Source organism: Ruegeria sp. AF2 (assembly GCF_056542025.1).
On the sequence record NZ_JBQFZC010000002.1, the window covers coordinates 339,791 to 359,056 of the forward strand.

Here is a 19,266-nt window from a genome sequence, read left to right on the forward strand (position 1 = left end):
TTGTCCGGCGGGCGTCAAACCCCGCCGGACATAGCCGACCTTGGGGAGGTCAGGTCGCCTTGCCGAAGTACCGCAGCAGTGCCAGACCGTCGGGTCTTAGCGCGGGGGTGACACGAGCCGAATGAATCACCGGTGTCGCCTCGTGGGTGATAAAGCGGTAGGCACCACTTTCTTCCATCAGATCCTGCGCCCGCTGATACATCTCAGCGCGTTTGGCCACATCCGCTTCCTTGAATGCCGAGTTGTGAATTTCGTCAAATTCAGCGTTGCTGAACCGCTCCCAGTTCCAGATGCCGACCTGTTCGGTGGTGAACCAGGCCGTCGCATAATATGGATCGGGGGTCATCGAGAAGCGGTTCAGAACCAGTTGCAGGTTCTCGTTGTCTCCGCTTGCCCAGAATGCACCGGATTCCAGTACGTTGACTTCGACCGTGATCCCGATCTGCGCCAGAGTTGCCTGAATGATCTGAGCCGTCGTGGTGAAAGTGGTCTTGTTCAGCGTGTCCAGCGTAAGCGTCACATTGGTCTCGCCAGATTCCGCCAGCAATTGCGCCGCTTTCTCGAAGTTTGCCGCCGGAGGGACCAGAGATTGCAGGCGGTGGCCCGCAAGGCCAGGTGCGATGATGCCTGTCGAGGGTTCAGCGGCTCCAAAATAGGCCGCCTCTAGGATGCTTGGTACGTCGACTGCATGTTGAATCGCCTGACGCAGTTTTGGGTTCTGAAGCTTGGGGTGATCCAGATTCATGCCCAACCAGACATAGAACAGTGAGGGTTTCTCGACCAAAGATCCGCCATTCGGAACACCGGCCCGATAGCGTTCGACCGATCCCAGCGAAACCCGAGTCATGTCCAGTTCGCCCGCCTCAAAGGCGATCTCGGCGGTGTTTTCGTCGTCGATCGGCAGGATTTCGATTGTGTCCCATGTTGGTGCGTCACCCTTCCAATCCGGGTTGCGCTTAAGCACGGTTTTTTCTTTGGGTGACCAGCTGTCCCGCAGATAAGGGCCGGATTCAGCGACCGGATCGGCCCCGATGCGGCCCCCTGCGGCCTCGACCGCAGCTTTCGAGACGATGTTGCCGGTTATGTAAGGCAGGGCGATCGACCAAATCGGAGCAAACGGCTCGTTGAGAACGATGGTACCTTCGCGTTCGCTGCTCACTTCGACATGGCTGAACGGACCCAAATCGGGCTTGTTCGGGCTTTCGGTCGCATCGTCCACGATGCGCTCCATGCTGAATTTCACGTCTTCAGCGGTCATCGCACCGAAGCCATTGGTGAAACCGATATCATCGCGTAGGGCGAACTTGATATGGGTCGGGTCAACCTGCTCGATCATCGCCGCCGCATCCAGCTGCCAACCCCATTCCTCGCCGGGCTTGTATTGGATCAACTTGTTGTAAATCGAGGCATGCACTTCTTCTTCGACAACACCGACGGAATGTGCGGGGTCCATGTTCTGGGCATCACCGTAGGCGCGCACCCGCAACACCCCGTCATCAGCGGCGAAGGCGCGATTGGCCCAGCTTGCAGGCAGCGCGGATGCCGCCCCAAGCGCAGTTGCCCCTTTCAAGAAGCCCCTGCGCCCGACATTTGCTTTTGTCCATTCGATTTTCATGATGTTCTCCCTTGGGTCAGATCGTTTACAGAAGCCTGCGCGGGATGGTTTCGTTCCATTCCTTTGTCAGAACTTCTGTTTTGTCCGCGCCTTCGGTGGCGCGCAGTTTTCGATGCAGATAGAAATTCTCGACGTCACAGGTCATCGCGTTTTCGGTGCTGATCTCGACCTGCCATTCGTCCCTCTCGAACGTGAAACGCCAGCCCGCCGTGAATTGCGCGGTCGCTGGGTCATCGGGATGGATCGCATAGCGCATGGCGACGTGGCTTCCGACGATCAGGCCGTGGCCGGGGTCCTGTGCTTTGCCGTAGTCGTCGAATGTCTCAAGTACGACGGTTCCGTCCGCTTCGATGCGCCGTTCGGATCGGCCCGACGGCGCGCGCAGCTCGGTGCTTTGCAAAGTCGGATAATCCTGCGCTGGTCCGGGATGTGCAGGATCAGCTTCCTCAGACATCGTCCGAACCGGCAAATACAGCGCCGAACCTTGCAGTTGCAACGTCACCTCTGCCGCTTCTGGCGCGGGCCAAACGATTGGCCAGTAAGCGGTAGACAGCGCAAGACGCAGGATATGACCGGGTTTCACGCGATGCGCGCACTCATTTAGTGCAATTTCCGCACTGTAAACTTGACCGGGAACCAACGCTACAGGGGTCTCGTGGCTCTTGTAGTGCGTCAGGTTCAGCGCCCGATAGGTGATCCGCTGAGAAACCCCATCCGGGGCGACATCACACAATCGCGCAATCAGTTGGGCTACCGGTCTGTCCACGGTGAAGGACAGTTTCAGTCGCGCCCGTCCAAGCAGTTCAAGCGGCTTGTCCAGCGGTGCCGTATCGAAACAAAGCGACAGTGCGTCATCGGCTGCTTGATCTTCGGCCAACTCATTGTCGATCCGCATGCCCGGGCAGAAATACCCGCCAGCCTGTCCGATATGGGCCGGATTCGATACGGCTGTCTCGGCCGTAGTGGCGACGTCGGAAAACCCACCCAATCCCAAATGCCAGACTTCATCGCTGACATTGGGCGACGGCCATTCTGTCTCGGCGATCCAGCGGCCCTGCCTGGGTTTGTTCTTTTTGCTCGGGCCAAAATGATCCTGCATATAGGTTCGGTAGGCGGGCAGGTCTTCGGCGCCATTCTGCTGCCCCTTCAGCCAGCGATCAAACCAGCCGATCACCTCGGAGTGGAAATCCCCAGCCTCTAGTTTCGAGATATGCGGATAGCGGTGCTCCCACGGTCCGATCAGCGCTTTTGACGGCACGGCCAGATTTGCTGCCAGCGCTGGCGGAGCGTTGACATATGCATCCGACCAACCCGTTATCGCAAGAACCGGAGCTTGAATCGCCGACCAATCCTCGCAAACCGAGCCATGTTTCCAGAACGCGCTGCGCGTTGGATGACGCAGCCAATCGGCTGCTGAGAATGGTACATTCTCAAGTCGGGCAAGCCAGTCTTCTCGCCAATCAGATCGCAGCTCGGGGTCTGCGGGCCGTGTCAAATAGGCGAACATCTGACTGCCCCAGTTGATATTGTCGCTTAACAGGCAGCCGCCCATGAAGTGTATGTCATCGGCGTACCGATCCACGGTCGAGGCGACACTGACCACCGCCTTGAGCTCGGGCGGATGGCGAAAGGCCAGCTGCAGCCCATTGAATCCTCCCCAGGAGATACCGATCATCCCAATGTTTCCGTCGCACCAGTTTTGTGCGGCGATCCAACTCAGAACGGCTTCACCATCGCGGAGTTCCTGTTCCGAATACTCGTCGTCGAACTGCCCCTCGCTATCACCGGTTCCGGCAATGTCGACGCGGATGCAGGCGTATCCTGCCTCGGCAAATACTGGATGAGTGGTTGCATCTCGCGGCGCAGTTCCATCCCGTTTGCGATAGGGGAGGTATTCCAGAATGGCGGGTGACGGCCCGGTTTCGGGCAACCAAATTCGTGCAGCCAGTTTCCGACCATCCGGCAGGGGGATCCAGGTGTTTTCGATGATTTTTGTGGACATTCGGAGCGAGGTCCCGTTGTTGCGTTTGGTACAGCCAACCCGCATTCCGAAAATTATTGAACTGAGCTACTTTACGCGCTTTTATTCAATCTTTAGCATTATAGCGTCAAAACGCGAAAGAAATGACGCTTATGTCCGAAAGTTTTTCCGCAAATTTACGGTCTTTGTGCGCCGAGCGAGGCAATATCTCGCAAGTCTGTCGAGAAATCGGCCTGAACAGGCAGCAGTTTAATCGCTACCTCAACGGCGAAAGCTTGCCATCAGCCCACAACCTGCGCCGTATCGCTCGGTATTTCGATCTGCCTGAGGCGCAGCTTTTTGCGCCTCGGACGGATTTTGAAGAAACATTGAAAGACTCGATCGTCCGTCGGAAAGAAACTCCTGCCAGCTTGTTTGTTAAGCCGTACAGTGATCAGGTGAAGAATCTCAGACGCTATGTGGGCTTCTATCATTCTTTCTTTTGCACCCCGTCTTGGCAGGGGCGCATTTTTTGTTCTCTGATCCGACTTAAGGAGGTGGATGGCGTGGTGACGATCCGCTCGCACGAAAACGCCACGTCCCCGGACAAAAGCGTTCGGCAGATTTCGCGCTACGAAGGGCTGGTTGCCCTGCGCGGTAACAGGATCTTCGCCACGGAACATGAATGCGGCAAGGAAGGAAGCATTGCGCAGACCATCCTTTATTCCGCGCATCGCCAACAGCTAAAATACTTGCGTGGCATGACAATGGGTGTGGCTTGGCGGCCGTTTCCACACCCTTATGCGGCGAAAACAATCTGGAAACGGCTTGATGAGCGCATTACCGCCCGTGAAGCGCTCACTGCCTGCGGTGTCTATTCAGAACAGAGTAAATCAATCGACCTGGCGGTCCGAAAGTACCTTTTGGGATCAGGCGATGCCCATTTTTCAGCGATACCAACAGAACTTGCCAATTGAGTGATGCATTTTGAAATCGCCGTTTAGTGGCGCCATTTTCGCACGGGGCGGATCCTGTTTGTAACTCAGAACCTTGTGACGACCGTCGCACCGATTGAGGTAAACTTATCCATCCCTATCAAGGCCTTGGGTGCGTCTTCCAGGCTGATTTTTTCCCCCACCAACCGCGCCGGATCCAACTTGCCATTTTTAATCATGTCGAGCATCGCGCCATAGCGATGCGCCTGCATCCCGTGCGAACCAAGCAATTCGATCTCTTGTCCTACGATCTTTGGCATGGGTACTGCTGGCGAAGCGTGCTCACCCAGCATCAGACCGACCTGAATGTGCTTGCCGCGCGGACGCAGGCAGAGGATTGAGTTGGTCATAGTGACGGGATGACCCAAAGCGTCGATTGACACATGGGAGCCGCCTTTGGTGATTTCGCGGATCGCTTCGGGAACATCAGCATCTGTACCGTTAATGGTCGCAACTGCACCCAGTTCTTGCGCAAGTTCGAGTCTGGCTTCGTCTAGATCAACCCCGATGACATTGGCCCCGACGGCGGCAGCAATCATAACGGCTGACAGACCGACCCCACCGCAGCCATGTACGGCAACCCATTGACCGGCCGAGACCCTTCCTTGATCGACGATCGCGCGGAATGAAGTGGCAAACCTGCAGCCAAGGCTGGCGGCGGTTGCAAATTCCATGGTTTCAGGCAGCGCGACCAAATTAAGGTCAGCCTGATGAATTGGTACATATTCCGCGAAACTGCCCCAATGGGTAAAGCCGGGTTGCTCTTGATACAGACAGGTTTGCTGATGCCCTGCGTGACATTCGCTGCACGTTCCGCAGCCGCAGACGAAAGGCACGGTTACCTTGTCGCCAACTTTCCAGTTCTTTACATCCCGTCCGACGGCTTCGACCACGCCAGCCAACTCATGACCGGGTATGTGAGGCAGCTCGATATCACTGTCATGCCCCATCCACCCGTGCCAATCGCTACGACAAACGCCGGTGGCTTCGACCTTCAGAACAACGCCATGAGTATCGGGTGCAGGGTCGTCGACTGTGACAACCTTGGGGGTTTGTTGGAACTTCTCGAACAGGACAGCCTTCATAGTGTGCTCTTTCATTTTTTCGAAAAGTTGTGTGAACCTAAACCAACTCAGCCGAACTGATCCAGCCTTAGGGATGAACCCAGGTTGTGGCATTTTAGCACTATTTTAACCAAATCCAGTTTTAGACAAATTTAAGAAATCCACTCTCCTTAAACTTGCGCATATCTTTCTTTAGGTGGTGATGGGGAAATTCCCAAAAGCAATGTGTTGCTTTTGGGTGCAGCTCTTCTTTGCCTTCTGTGCTGGTGAATTGGGTTGTAGGGTCTCAAGGTGTCAAAGTTTTCAAACCTGCTGTTTGCGCTTTCTATTTTTCTATTTAATTCAACACCTTTGCTTGCCGCGCCGACCGCAGATTCAATTGTTGGAGACACTGTTAACAACCCTGTGACTGGTCTGGATACGACAGTCACCGCACTGATCGTGGATCCCGCTTCAACACCTACAGCCGGGACGACGGCTTTTGTTGAGACGGCGGATGGCTATGTGTTTCTCGTCAAAGATGCCGGCGATACAATTTACAACTCCGACAATCCCCCACTGGCATTTGAGATTGTATCCATAACGGGAACAACGGCTCAGATCAGTAATTCTGGTGCGACCGGAACGGCCAGCTTGTCCACTCAGCTGACCCTGTCTCAGTACAACAGCAACTTCAACAGTTCGGGTACTCCTGGCTCTGTCACCCCGCCGGTGAACGTCTCCGGACCTAACGGTGTGAGCCAGGTCGTTTACGGGCGAGATGGCAGCAATGGGCGCGATGGTGCGCTTGTTGTGCCACCAAGTTCAGGTGGAAACGGTGCCGATGGCCCAACCCAGACACAAACCCTGAGCGGGAATGTCAACGCAACCAGCAATGTTGGTTGGCAAGTGGGTAGCGTTGGCGGTGACGGTGGTCAGGGCGGCGACTCGTATCTGAGCTTTTGGGACGGGCGCGATGGCGGCGACGGCGGGGAAGGCGGCACGGTAAACGCAACACAATCCTCCAGCAGCACGATCCAGACATCGGGCGACGGCTATGACGGTATATTTGCGTTCAGCCGCAGCGGCGAGGCTGGTGATGGTGGCAGCGGCTTCGCGGCTCCGGGTGGGGGCACCGGTGGCCACTCGGCAGATGGTGGCGATGTAACCGTTACGCAGCGGGGTGACATTTCTACGTCCGGCGACTCGGCTGATGGCATCTATGCGCTGAGCGTTTCGAACAATGGCGGTAATGGTGGGTCACAATGGGGGCTGGTTGGCTCGTCCGGTAACGGAGGCTATGGCGGTAGCGGTGGCACCGTAACGGTAAACACGGCCTCAAGCGGTAGCATCTTGACGACCGGCGACTATGCGAACGGGATTTACGCCCAATCCATCGGCGGTTCGGGGGGGTCAGCGGGGACAAGTGGCAATTTGTTGGTTTCGCTCATTGGCGGGGCCGATAATGGCGGAAATGGAGGCAGGGTTAACGTCTCGCATGGTGGCGCGATTGAAACACAAGGTGATTTCGCGCGCGGTATTGTAGCCCAGTCCATCGGCGGCGGCGGCGGTTCGGGCGGAACTGCAGGCGGCCTGGTATCCCTTTCTCTTGGTGGCGTGGGCTCGAACGGCGGTAGCGGGGACGCGGTGAATGTCACTGTGCAAGGTTCGGGAAGCATCCTGACTTCGGGCATTGGGGCTGACGGTGTCATGGCGCAATCCATCGGCGGCAGCGGCGGAACCGGTGCAAATTCATATGGGCTTGTTGCGATTGGTGGCACAGGATCTCGGGGCGGAACGGGCGCTGCGGTGAGCGTCAGCAACTACGGGCGTATTGTAACCGAAGACGACAACGCCCGCGGGATTATCGCGCAATCCATCGGCGGCGGTGGCGGTGACGGCGGCTCGTCCGGTGGAATGGTCTCGGTCGGTGGCAATGGCAGCGGCGGTGGCAGCGGGTCCACAGTGACAATCGTGAATGACGGGATCATCACCACCTCGGGTGATGATGCGATGGGTATTCTGGCCCAGTCGATTGGTGGCGGTGGCGGCAATGGTGGTTCGTCTGGTTCGGTAGGCGCGTTTGTCGGGGTAGCCATCGGTGGTGATGGCGGGGCCGGAGGGACCGGTGGCAATGTCAACGTAACCTTATCCAACACCGATGGCAGCCAGCCATCGGCTATCCGGACTTCGGGCGCGCGCTCGGCAGGTGTATTTGCACAATCTGTCGGCGGCGGTGGTGGCAACGGTGGCGGAGCGGTCTCGGTTGCGGTTGGCGCATTTGGCGCGGCATCGGTCTCGGTTGGTGGGTCCGCTGGCAATGGTGGCAACGGTGGGACGGTCACACTTAGCGGCAGCGGTTCAGCTTCGGTGCAGACCGGAGGCGACGACTCGGTTGGGGTGATGCTGCAATCTGTTGGCGGTGGCGGCGGCAATGGTGGCTATGCGGTATCTGTCGCAGCCTCTGGAGGTCCGGTATCGGGTTCGCTGGCTGTTGGGGTTGGCGGTGACGGTGGTACGGGCGGCACGGGTGGTCCGGTCACGGTTGGCCAGTTCGATGGTAGTGGCGTCGCAATAGCAGCTGGGTTTGAAGGCACTGTCGTCACGACCGGAAACCGGTCGACAGGTATGCTGTTTCAGTCCGTCGGCGGTGGTGGTGGCAATGGTGGATTGGCGGTCGCCGCGACCGGAGGCGCTTCGGCTCTGTTTTCGGGCAACGTATCAGTCGGAATTGGTGGCAAGGCCGGCAGTGCGGGCAATGGTGGACTTGTTCAGGTCTATACCAATGCTGACGTGACCACGACTGGCACAAGCTCCAGCGCGATCATCGCGCAATCCGTGGGTGGCGGTGGCGGTAATGGTGGTGGAAGCATCGCGGCCGGTATCAGCGCAAGCGGAGGCGCTGCGGTCGGGATCAACGTCGGTGTCGGCGGAGATGGTGGTGGTGCCGGTATCGGTGGCAACGTCACTTTGCGCGCCGGTGGGACCTCAATCGAAACCAGTGGCGCATTCTCCAGCGGTGTCGTTGCGCAATCCGTTGGCGGCGGCGGTGGTAATGGTGGATATGCCATCGGTGCCAGCGCCGATATTGCGGGCGGCGCTGCCGGGTCCATCAGTGTAGGCCTCGGCGGCAAAGCTGGCGGTGGAGGTGCGGGCGGCACAGTGACGGCCGAAGTTGATGCGGATGTCACCACCCGTGGGGATGATGCCGGTGCGGTCGTGGTTCAATCCATCGGCGGTGGCGGTGGCAATGGCGGCTTCAGCGTCGCTGCTGGCTTGGCGGCCGGCGGTGGCGGTGCCGGAACGATTGGAGTCGGTCTTGGCGGCGACGGAGGCAGCGGCGGCATAGGCGGTACGGTAACCGGCGTGCGCGTCAACGGCGACGTTCGGACCGAAGGTGCACGCTCGACGGCTGTCGTTATTCAATCCATCGGCGGTGGCGGTGGTAATGGTGGTTTCAATGTCACTGCCGGAGTGGCAGCGGCAGGAGCCGGTGCTGGGTCAATTGGCGTCGGGCTCGGCGGCAACGGCGATACAGGCGGCAATGGCGGCGTGGTTGAAGGCCAGGTTGCAGGAAACGTCACAACAGTGTCCGAAGGTTCAGGCGGCGTAGTTTTCCAATCCATCGGCGGCGGTGGTGGCAATGGTGGCTTCAACGTGACGGCCGGTGTTGCTGGTGCGGGGGCAGGTGGCGGTGCCGTCACCGTAGGCCTTGGTGGCGACGGCTCAGGAGGTGGAATCGGTCAATCGGTGACCGGTCGAGTCACAGGCACCGTAAGCACCGGTGGCGCGGACTCAACTGCCGTTCTGGCACAGTCCGTTGGCGGCGGCGGTGGCAATGGTGCTTTTAATGTTAGCGCGTCACTTGCAGGGGCTGGGGTTGCGAGCGGTGCAGTTTCAGTTGGCCTTGGCGGCGACGCAGGTACGGGCTCGACGGGTGGCACAGTCAATCTGACGATTACAAATACGATTGTAACTGTCGGGGACCGTTCTTCAGGCGTCGTCGCCCAATCCATCGGCGGTGGTGGCGGCAATGGTGGGTTTAATATCTCGGGGACTGGGGCCGGTGCAGGTACTGCAAGCGGTGCGGTCAGCGTCGGGCTTGGTGGAACGGGCGCAGGTGGCGGTAATGGCGGGTCGGTTACGCTAAGATCCAGTGGGACAATTCTGACGCAAGGCGACTCGGCCGCTGCATTCCTCGCACAGTCCATCGGCGGTGGCGGCGGTAACGGAGGTTTCAACGTCAGCGCATCGGTTCAGGGTTCGGGCACCGCTGGGGCGGGCGTTTCGGTCGGCTTGGGCGGCGACGGCGGCGGAGGTGGTGATGGGAGCACGGTAATTGCTACGTCGAACAACGCGGTCGAAACCCGGGGGGATCAATCCTCGGGCGTGGTTGCGCAGTCCATCGGCGGCGGTGGCGGCAATGGTGGGTTCAACGTAGCCCCGGTCTTGTCGGGTGCAGGAACAGCCAGTGGCGCGGTGAGTGTCGGCCTCGGCGGTTCGGGCGATACTGGCGGCAATGGCGGCACCGTCACGCTGACTTCGAACGGTACCATCCTGACGGATGGCTTTGCTTCAAGCGGGTTTGTTTCGCAGTCTCTTGGCGGCGGCGGTGGTAACGGAGGGTTCAACGTTTCGCCAACCGTTTCGGGGGCTGGAACGGGTGCGGCATCGGTTTCGGTCGGGTTGGGCGGCTCAGGATCTGCCGGGGGTGATGGCAGTCTGGTAACGGCCAGCACAACAGCAAACGTGGTGACCCGAGGGGATGCTTCGGTGGGTGTCCTCGCGCAGTCCGTCGGTGGCGGCGGTGGTAATGGTGGCTTCAATGTCTCACCGGCTTTGGCTGGGGCCGGCACCGGATCGGGCGCGATCAGCGTTGGCCTGGGTGGGTCCGGTGGCAGCGGCGGCACGGGGGGTGTTGTTGGCCTGACGGTTGCCAATAGTGTTCAAACCGAAGGTGCGCAGTCCAGCGCAGTTGTGGCGCAATCCATCGGCGGCGGCGGCGGCAATGGCGGGTTCAACGTTTCCGCTTCCGTCGGTGGCGCAGGTACGGGTTCTGGTGCTGCGGCAGTTGGCTTGGGCGGTCGTGGAACTGGCGGCGGTGACGCCTCGGCGGTCACGGCGAATGTAACCGGGAATCTGATCACGCAAGGTGAAACCTCCAGCGGTCTCTTGGCACAATCTGTCGGCGGTGGCGGCGGTAATGGTGGCATGAACGTCTCGGTTGCAGTGGCCGCGGCGGGCACTGGCTCGGGTGGGGCATCCGTGGGTCTTGGTGGCGCGTCCGGCACCGGCGGCAACGGAGGCACAGTTGAAGCCACATTGAACGGCAACGTCTCGACACAAGGCGATGAATCCGGCGGGGTGATCGTGCAAAGCCTTGGCGGCGGTGGTGGCAATGGAGGCATGAATGTTTCCGCCACAGTCACTGTCGCAGGAACCGGCAGCGGTGGTGCGTCTGTTGGTCTTGGTGGCAGCGGTGGCGACGGGGGCGACGCGGATACTGCCGAAGGCACGATCGTTGGCAATGTTACCACTACCGGTGACAATTCTGGCGGCGTCTTGGTGCAATCTGCTGCGGGTGGCGGTGGCAATGGTGGGCTGAATGTATCAGCCGCCGTGAACATCTCGGGCACCGGAGGCGGCGCCGTTGGGGTTGGCATCGGTGGCTCGGGTGGAGATGGCGGTGCTGCGAGCTCGGCGACGGGGTCGGTCACCGGCGATGTCACTACAAGTGGTGAGAACGCGACGGGCGTTCTGGTCCAATCCGTTGGCGGCGGCGGCGGTAGTGGCGGCGTCAACATCTCGGGCGCTCTGAGCATCGCACGCACTGGATCGGGTGCGGCAGGTATCGGCGTGGGCGGCTTCGGCGGCAGTGGCGGGACCAGCGGGGTAGTCGACAACACGTTCTCGGGCAATGTGAGCACCTCGGGTCCGCGGTCGGCAGGTATTATCGCACAAAGCCTTGGCGGAGGTGGCGGCAATGGCGCCACAAACATTTCCGGGGCCATTTCTGTAGCCAGCAACTATTCCGGCGGTTTGGGGATCGGCGTCGGCGGCTTTGGCGGGGACGGTGGTGCGGCAGATAACGTCACGCAGCGGGTCACCGGAGATGTCATGACAACCGGTGATGACTCGGTCGGCATTCTGACGCAAAGCCTCGGCGGCGGTGGTGGCAACGGCGGCACCAACATCTCGGCAGCGTTGTCTCTGTCCCGATCAGCCAATGCGGCGGTCGGCATCGGTGTGGGCGGCTTTGGCGGCGGCGGCGCTGATGCCGGAGCGTTGGTGCAATCGACAATCAACGGCGGAGTGACCACGACCGGCGATCGCAGCACCGGGATCCTGACACAGAGCCTTGGCGGCGGTGGTGGCAACGGCGGCACTAATATCTCGGCCTCGTTGGGTATCAGCCAGGAAAATGGCGGCTCGGTCAGTCTGGGCGTTGGCGGCTTCGGTGGCGGGGCGGGTAACGCTGGTGAAGTGAACAGCACATTGCGCTCAAGAACGGACAGCAGTGGCACAACTTCGGTGGTAACCACTGGCGTAGACAGTATTGGTGTCATAGCCCAGTCGGTCGGCGGCGGCGGCGGTAACGGCGGTCTGAACGTTTCTGGCGCTGTCAATCTCACCGGCAAATCCGGTGCAGCGGTTGCCCTGGGACTTGGTGGCTTTGGTGGCGGTGGTGGCAATGCCGATGCGGTCACGTTGGATGTTCAAAGCGATGTAGTGACGGCGGGTGACGGATCGCATGGTCTGTTTGCGCAAAGCCTTGGTGGCGGTGGCGGCACCGGGGGCGTGAATATTTCGGGCACTCTGGCGCTGACCAAACCATCGGGGTCGGACACGATCTTTTCGGTTTCAGCGGGTGTTGGCGGCTTTGGCGGGGCCGGTGGTGATGCAAGCGATGTCGATCTGGACTATACCGGCAATGTACAGGCCGTACCGATGGTCGAGCAATCGGATGGCACTTTCGCCGTTGATGAAAGCAAAGGGGCCAGTGGCATCATTGCCCAGTCGCTTGGTGGCGGTGGCGGTGACGGCGGCACGAACGTCTCGGGTGGCCTCGCGATAAGCGGCAAACCCGGCGCAGGCCAGACAGATAGCAGCAAATCCTACGCGGTTGTCGTGGGCGTCGGGGGCTTTGGTGGCGGCGGTGGAGACGCCGGGAATGTTGATGTGAACATCGGCGCAGGCAGCACCATCACAGCTCACGGCACTGGCCAATCCGGCCTGCTGGCCCAATCCGTCGGCGGCGGCGGTGGCAACGGTGGTCTGAACGTGTCAGGCGGGATCGTATCCGACAGCTCTCTGATCGTGGGCGTCGGTGGTTTCGCAGGAGATGGCGGCCAGGCCGGAGACGTCACGGTCACCTCGCAAGCGGATATTACGGTTACAACGAACCCGGACGATATATCGATCCCCAACACAACGACCTTCGAAGACAAACTGCGCGATTTCCTGGGCGACTCGATCGTAGATGAGACCGAGGAATTGGCGTCGAACTTCGGGTTGGAACGCCTGTTCATCGACATGGGTGTCTTCAACGAAGAAAAACCCGATACCGATGGCTCGGCGGGTCTGCTGGCACAGTCCATCGGCGGAGGCGGCGGCAATGGCGGTCTGAATGTCTCGGGCGGTATTGCGCTCAGCAAAGATGGCAAGATCCCTTCGGTTACGTTTGGCGTCGGAGGCTTTGGCGGTGACGGCAATGTCTCGGGCAATGTGGGCGTCAATCACGCGGGAACTGTGTCAGTCGCCGGCAACTGGAAACATGGAGTTTTGGCCCAGTCGATCGCAGGCGGCGGTGGCAACGGTGCTTTGAACGTGACCGGGCAGCTGAACTATGGCGACTCCAACAACTCGGACGGCAAAACGGATCTGAGCATTGTGGGCGGCCTTGGCGGCCACGGAGGTACTGGTGCGGATGCGGGTGACGTGTCGGTCACTCAGACCGGCAACATCGCAACAAATGGCTATCACGCGCGCGGAATCTTTGCCCAGAGCATCGGCGGCGGCGGTGGCACTGGCGGCATCAATGCAACCTTTGTTGGTACTAAGGACAGCTCACCGATCGCGATGGGGATCGGCGGCTTTGGCGGCGGTGGCGGCGATGCGGGTGACGTGACCGTCGCGCGTGGCACAGCGGCCCTTGCTGCGGGGACAATCACGACCGATGGCGTTGGATCACACGGTATCGAGGCGTCGAGCATTGGCGGCGGCGGCGGCGATGCCGGGATCAACGCAGTTGTGGGTATCAGCAAGACCACCGGCAATCAAAGTAACGGCGGCACCGGCGATTCCACGGATCGCAAGACACCGACCAATACCGGCGTCGATGACTCGGTCATCGCCAACTACAACGCGGTTTTGGATGAGCTTGAAGGCAAGGTGAACCCTGCAGATTCCTCGGGCAACAAAACCGGAGTGTCGGCGGTGGTTGCCATCGGTGGCGATGCAGGTACGGCAGGGGACGGTGGCGAGGTCGATGTTGACCACTATGGTGATATCGTCACCTTGCAAGATGGCAGCCACGGTGTGTTTGGGCAATCCATCGGCGGTGGCGGCGGCAACGCCGCCTTGAACCTCGGCATGACCTATGAGCTTGCCTCCGACGCGACCAACAAAGGCTTTGGCTTGGCTATTGGCGGCGGCACGGGTGAGGGCGGCATCGGTGGTTCGGTGGATGTGCGCAATACAGGCGACATCGCGACCTCGGGCGCAGATTCCCATGGTCTGTTTGCGCAGTCCGTTGGCGGCGGCGGCGGCAATGCTGGCTACAATTCGGCATCGACGTCGGTTGATGGCGGCAATGTAAACATCCAGATCGGCCGCACGGGTGGAACCGGGGGCAGCGGCGGGGACGTCTATGCCAGCTCGAACGGCGCGATCAGCACGACGGGCAACCGGTCTTATGGCTTCTTTGCACAGTCCATCGGCAATGGCGGGGGTAACTCGTCATCAACTTCGGTCAGCATCGGCACCCCGAAATCCGGCGACAGCAAAGGCAACAAAGCCAGCCTGTCAGTCGGGCTTGAAGGCGGTACGGGTGGCGCGGCAGGCGATGTGACTTCTGTGGTGGCGGGCACCGTCGTCACGCAGGGCGATGACGCACATGGCGTATTTGCGCAGTCAGTTGGCGGCGGCGGAGGCAATGGCGGTAAGGCCAGCAACTCGGCTGGCAAGGGCACGTCAATTGCCTTGTCCATCGGTGGTACCGGCGGCACCGGAGGCGTTGGTGGCACGGTGGACGTGACCAACACTGCCCAGATCGCAACGTTCGGAGATCGCTCGATTGGGCTGATGGCGCAATCCATCGGTGGCGCAGGCGGAACTGGCGGCATGGTACAGGCCGGACAATCGAACCTCGATACCATCAAAGCTGTGGTCAACCCGTCCACAGTCGGCACCACAGCATCGATCAACATAGGCGGTACAGGTGGGGACGGTATGACCTCGGACATCGTGACCGTTGTGAGCGACGGAATAATCAGCACAGCAGGCACCATGGCCCATGGTATCTTTGCGCAGTCCGTCGGAGGCGGCGGCGGCATGGGTGGTGTCGTGGAAAACCGCATCATCAGCCTGCGTAAAGAGATTGGAAACACCGCGACATTATCCATCGGCGGCAACGGCGGCTCGGGTGCGATGTCGGCGGCGGTATCTGTGACCAACCGGGACGTGATCCTGACCACGGGCGACAAGTCGGTGGGTATCTACGCGCAATCGGTCGGTGGTGGCGGTGGTGATGCACAGCAGGTTCGAAACATTATTCTGGGCCGGTCCTCGGAGGGGTCTACGACAAACGCGATCCTTATTGGTGGCACCGGCGGCACCGGTGGTTCTGGCAGTACAACCACTGTTGTGAACGAAGCCGATGGTACGATCGTGACCAGCGGAGCGGAAAGCCACGGTATCTTCGCGCAGTCTGTCGGCGGTGGCGGCGGCAATGGCGGATCGACAATCTCGGTTGATGGTCGCTATGGCGGGGCCGAGGCGAGCACTCGGCGGGCGTTGCAGTTTGGCCTGGGTGGCTCGGGTGGTTCCGGTGGAACCGGAGGCAACGTGGCCGTCACAAATGCGGGCACGATCATCACCATTGGTGCAGGTGCGCATGGCATCTTTGCTCAATCCGTTGGTGGCGGCGGCGGCAATGGTGGGAGTTCGATTACTGGGACGCTGCGGCTAAAGACTGGGGACAACAGCTCTCCGACCGCGCAGTTGAACATCGGTGGTTCGGGTGGCAGTGGCAATGCTGCCGGAAACTCGGTTGTCACCAATACCGGCGACATCCGCGTTGATGGCGAAGGGGCCTACGGTATCTTCGCGCAATCCGTTGGTGGGGGCGGCGGTAACGGTGGTTTGGCCGTCGCGATGGATGTGAACGACCTCAAAAACACCATGACCGGCCAGTCATACTCGAAGATCGCCATTGGCGGTTCTGGTGGCGACGGTGCGGATGGTGGAGATGTCACGGTCAACCATACCGGTACGATTGTCGTGAACGCTGAAAACGGGTTCGGTATCTATGCCCAATCCGTAGGTGGCGGCGGCGGTAATGCGGGATATTCGGTATCGTCGCCCTTGGTCTCGGCGCTGGACTACACGATCTCTCATGTGTTGGGCGCGCGAGAAGGGACCACCGGATCGGTGGGAACCGCGACTGTCAATTCAACCGGTGACATTCTGGTGAATGGTGCAGGCAGCGAGGCCATCTTCGCACAATCCGTCAATGGCGGCGGCGGCAACTCCGAAACATCGGTCGACTTTACGACCGCGACGGCAAGCGCGGGTGGAACCGGCACTGTTTATATCAGTGACATCTCGCTGGGCGGTGATGATGTTTCGGGCACGGCGGGCAGCCAGGTTGCCCAGTCGCACGTCGGTAACATAGCGACCACCAGTGACCGCTCGACAGGTCTGATGCTGCAGAGTGTTGGCGGCGGTGGTGGCACATCGGCCAACAACATCAGCCTTCAGGATGGCGACGGTATCGAGATTGATGCGCGCCTGGGCGCGATTGATACGAATGATGCAGCAGGTGGCGATGTGTTCGGCAGCCGGACTGGCGATGTCGGCACTGATGGTGCGTTTTCCTCGGCAGGTACGGCGCAATCTATTGGCGGCGGCGGCGGTAAGCTGGTGCTCAACAGCACGGGCACGGCTGATACCAACAGGTTTGCTTCGGTAATCCTGGGGTCCGATCCAAGCTTCCGCAACAGCGGCGGTGATATCGATCTTGATCTGAATGGAGATGTCTTCACCAGCGGTGACCGGTCCTTTGGCCAAAGCGTTCAAAGCATCGGCGCGGGTGGTGGTGAAGCTGTCGTTGCTGGTCTTGGAGGCGTCGATGTGACCCTCGGGGCTCAGGACGATTCAACTGGAGATGGCGGCAACGTCGATTTCACCAATACCGGTGACGTAAACACAAGTGGTACCGGATCGCATGCGTTCGTGATCCAGAGCATCGGCGGCGGCGGTGGTCTTGTCACGACAGACCTGGACCCCAGCCAGGTGACCGTAAATCTGTCAGCAGCGAATGGCGGGGACGGCGGGGACATTCTGTTCTTGCAAACTGGTAACACGGTCACCAGTGGAGAGAACGCGATCGGTGTCGCCGCGCAGTCGTTGGGTGGCGGCGGCGGCATCGTCGATTCCATATTCCGGGGTGCCGCAGGTGGCGCCGGGTCGGGCGGTGCTATCGACATGACCCTGACCGGCAATGTCTTGTCGGTCGGCGACGGTGGCATTGGTGTCTTTGCACAATCCGAAGGCCGTGACGGTGCAGACGCCATTATGCTTGGGTTCGATGGTGTTGTCATGGGCGGCACCGGGCAAGCGAACTCGGTTGCCTCGATCATTGTCGAAGGAGGTACCGACAACACGCTGACCCTATCAGAAGACACGGTGCTGATCGCGGGCAATAACCAACTGGTGAACGGCGGCGATGGCAATGAACAAATCACGCTGTCCGGACGCGCGCTTGGGAACCTGAACCTTGGTGACGGGACGAATGGCCTGACCGTGGAAGATGGTGCAACCTTCTATGCATTGGATACCGTGAATCTGGGCGACGCCGGGCTCATGCAGGTGGATGGCAACTTGGTTCTGGGCGCAAATTGGGGTGTCGACGGAGGCCTGACGGCTGCTGTTCAAGCGGATGATTTTTCCTTCACCGAAAATGTCAGCCAGACCACGAACGTGACCGGAAGTCTGGCCTTTGGCGGCACTGCGACTTCAACGTTCGACGTGTATTTCCGAACCACTGGCATATCGGGTGGAGACAGCGATCTGATCAATGTCACCGGGGATGCCACCATTGGTGGTACATTGGTGCCGCGGTTGAACACGCTCGAACGCGCATTGCCGCTTGTCATCATCAATCCCGATGGAACGGCCGCAGATGCTGGCACGACCATCCAGGACACTGTGGTTCTTGATTACTCCATTGGTTTGAACGGGGCGACGTCGGACGGCAGTTCGATCGATCTGGTGATCACACCAGACTATTCGACGCCTAGGATGAACTCCAACCAGACCGCGATCGGTGACTATATCAATGATGTCCTGAACGGGCGGGGAACGTCCGAACAGGGCGAGCTTTTGGCGCTGATCGGGAACATGCAATCCGAGGCCGATGTGATCGCGGCCATTGAGAGCTTGTCGACAGCGGACTACGCCGCAGATGCGGTGGATGCGTATTTTGGCACGCGGGTATTCGCGGATACGCTGCAAAACTGCGAACGCTACACCAATTATCAAGCCGGGGATGATCCGCGTAACTGTATCTGGTTTACCGGCGGCCGCTATTTCTTCGACCGCGAGCAGACCGGGATTTACAACGATCTGAACGTCAATAACACCAATTGGTCGGCGGGTGTCCGTCTACCGGTGGGGGATGAGTTGTATGCAGGGTTTGCCTTGGGCTACGATCAGATCAGCCTGCAGAACGGATCGCAATACAATGCATCCGGCGATCGGTTTAATCTGGGTGCATCGCTGACCAAATACACAGGCGCGTGGGAGTTTGCGGCCATGCTGTCGGCAGGTTGGTCAAACTACGATACAAGCCGTGCAGGTGGGATCCGGGGCGTTTTGCCCAATGGCACTATTGTGGACACCGTTGGTGTCAGCGAGATCAAGCACAAGATGAACCACCAGAACCTGCGGCTCAGCCTGGCGTATGATCAAAGACTTGGCGCTGGTGGAGCGTACCTGCGCCCCGAACTGGCCGTCGATGCGACGCGGTTGGCGACGGAAAGCAATGGCGATGCCACTTTGTCAGGTATCGTCTTGCAGGACGACAACGAGATGATCTATTCGCTGACGCCGTCGATTGAGATCGGGACCGAGCAGATCCTGAGCGCCTCGCAGAAACTGCGTGCGAGCCTGCGCGCCGGTGCCATCCTCTCGTCTGACGACACGGTGTCGGTAACCGCTGGCTTCAGTGGGGCCAGCGCCTCCGACGGAGGGTTCGTGAATACCAGCTATATCGGTGACGCCCACGGCGTCGTGTCCGCGCGGTTGGGATTGTTTGCTTTGGATGACAGCAGCTTTATCAACCTGAGCCTGGACCATATGTTTGGAGACTCAACCGAAGCCCTGCAGGTTGGCATTGGCCTTGGGATACAATTCTAGTTTATGAGGAACAGC

Annotated in this window: 5 protein-coding genes; 2 read left to right on the top strand and 3 right to left on the bottom strand. The window is 59.9% G+C overall.

Features of this window, described 5'->3' with window-relative positions:
• Positions 1-49: 49 nt before the first annotated feature.
• Together ACR0NM_RS09305 and ACR0NM_RS09310 are read right to left on the bottom strand one after the other, a co-directional pair.
• Positions 50-1,615, bottom strand: coding sequence for an ABC transporter substrate-binding protein (locus ACR0NM_RS09305; RefSeq protein ID WP_480614278.1), 1,566 nt, complete (start codon positions 1,613-1,615; stop codon positions 50-52).
• Positions 1,616-1,640: 25 nt separating this feature from the next.
• A complete protein-coding gene (locus tag ACR0NM_RS09310) occupies positions 1,641-3,617 on the bottom strand; it encodes a CocE/NonD family hydrolase (protein ID WP_480614280.1) in 1,977 nt (658 codons plus the stop codon).
• A gap of 131 nt (positions 3,618-3,748) precedes the next feature.
• On the opposite strand from ACR0NM_RS09310, the gene ACR0NM_RS09315 reads away from it, so the two are divergent.
• Positions 3,749-4,552, top strand: a complete 804-nt coding sequence (locus tag ACR0NM_RS09315) for a helix-turn-helix domain-containing protein (protein WP_170407624.1) — start codon at positions 3,749-3,751, stop codon at positions 4,550-4,552.
• A 65-nt stretch (positions 4,553-4,617) separates the two neighbouring features.
• On the opposite strand, the gene ACR0NM_RS09320 is transcribed toward ACR0NM_RS09315, so the two are convergent.
• The gene (locus ACR0NM_RS09320) at positions 4,618-5,655 is read right to left on the bottom strand and encodes a zinc-dependent alcohol dehydrogenase family protein (RefSeq protein WP_480614282.1); all 1,038 of its coding nucleotides are present in this window, start codon (positions 5,653-5,655) and stop codon (positions 4,618-4,620) included.
• 270 nt (positions 5,656-5,925) lie between these two features.
• On the opposite strand from ACR0NM_RS09320, the gene ACR0NM_RS09325 reads away from it, so the two are divergent.
• Positions 5,926-19,251, top strand: a complete 13,326-nt coding sequence (locus ACR0NM_RS09325; RefSeq protein ID WP_480614284.1) for a hypothetical protein — start codon at positions 5,926-5,928, stop codon at positions 19,249-19,251.
• Positions 19,252-19,266 lie beyond the last annotated feature (15 nt).

What these genes read in the sequence shown, in the direction of transcription:
- ACR0NM_RS09305 (WP_480614278.1), bottom strand. Translation starts at nt 1,615, where the DNA reads ATGAAAATCGAATGGACAAAAGCAAATGTCGGGCGCAGGGGCTTCTTG.
- ACR0NM_RS09310 (WP_480614280.1), bottom strand. Translation starts at nt 3,617, where the DNA reads ATGTCCACAAAAATCATCGAAAACACCTGGATCCCCCTGCCGGATGGT.
- ACR0NM_RS09315 (WP_170407624.1), top strand. Translation starts at nt 3,749, where the DNA reads ATGTCCGAAAGTTTTTCCGCAAATTTACGGTCTTTGTGCGCCGAGCGA.
- ACR0NM_RS09320 (WP_480614282.1), bottom strand. Translation starts at nt 5,655, where the DNA reads ATGAAGGCTGTCCTGTTCGAGAAGTTCCAACAAACCCCCAAGGTTGTC.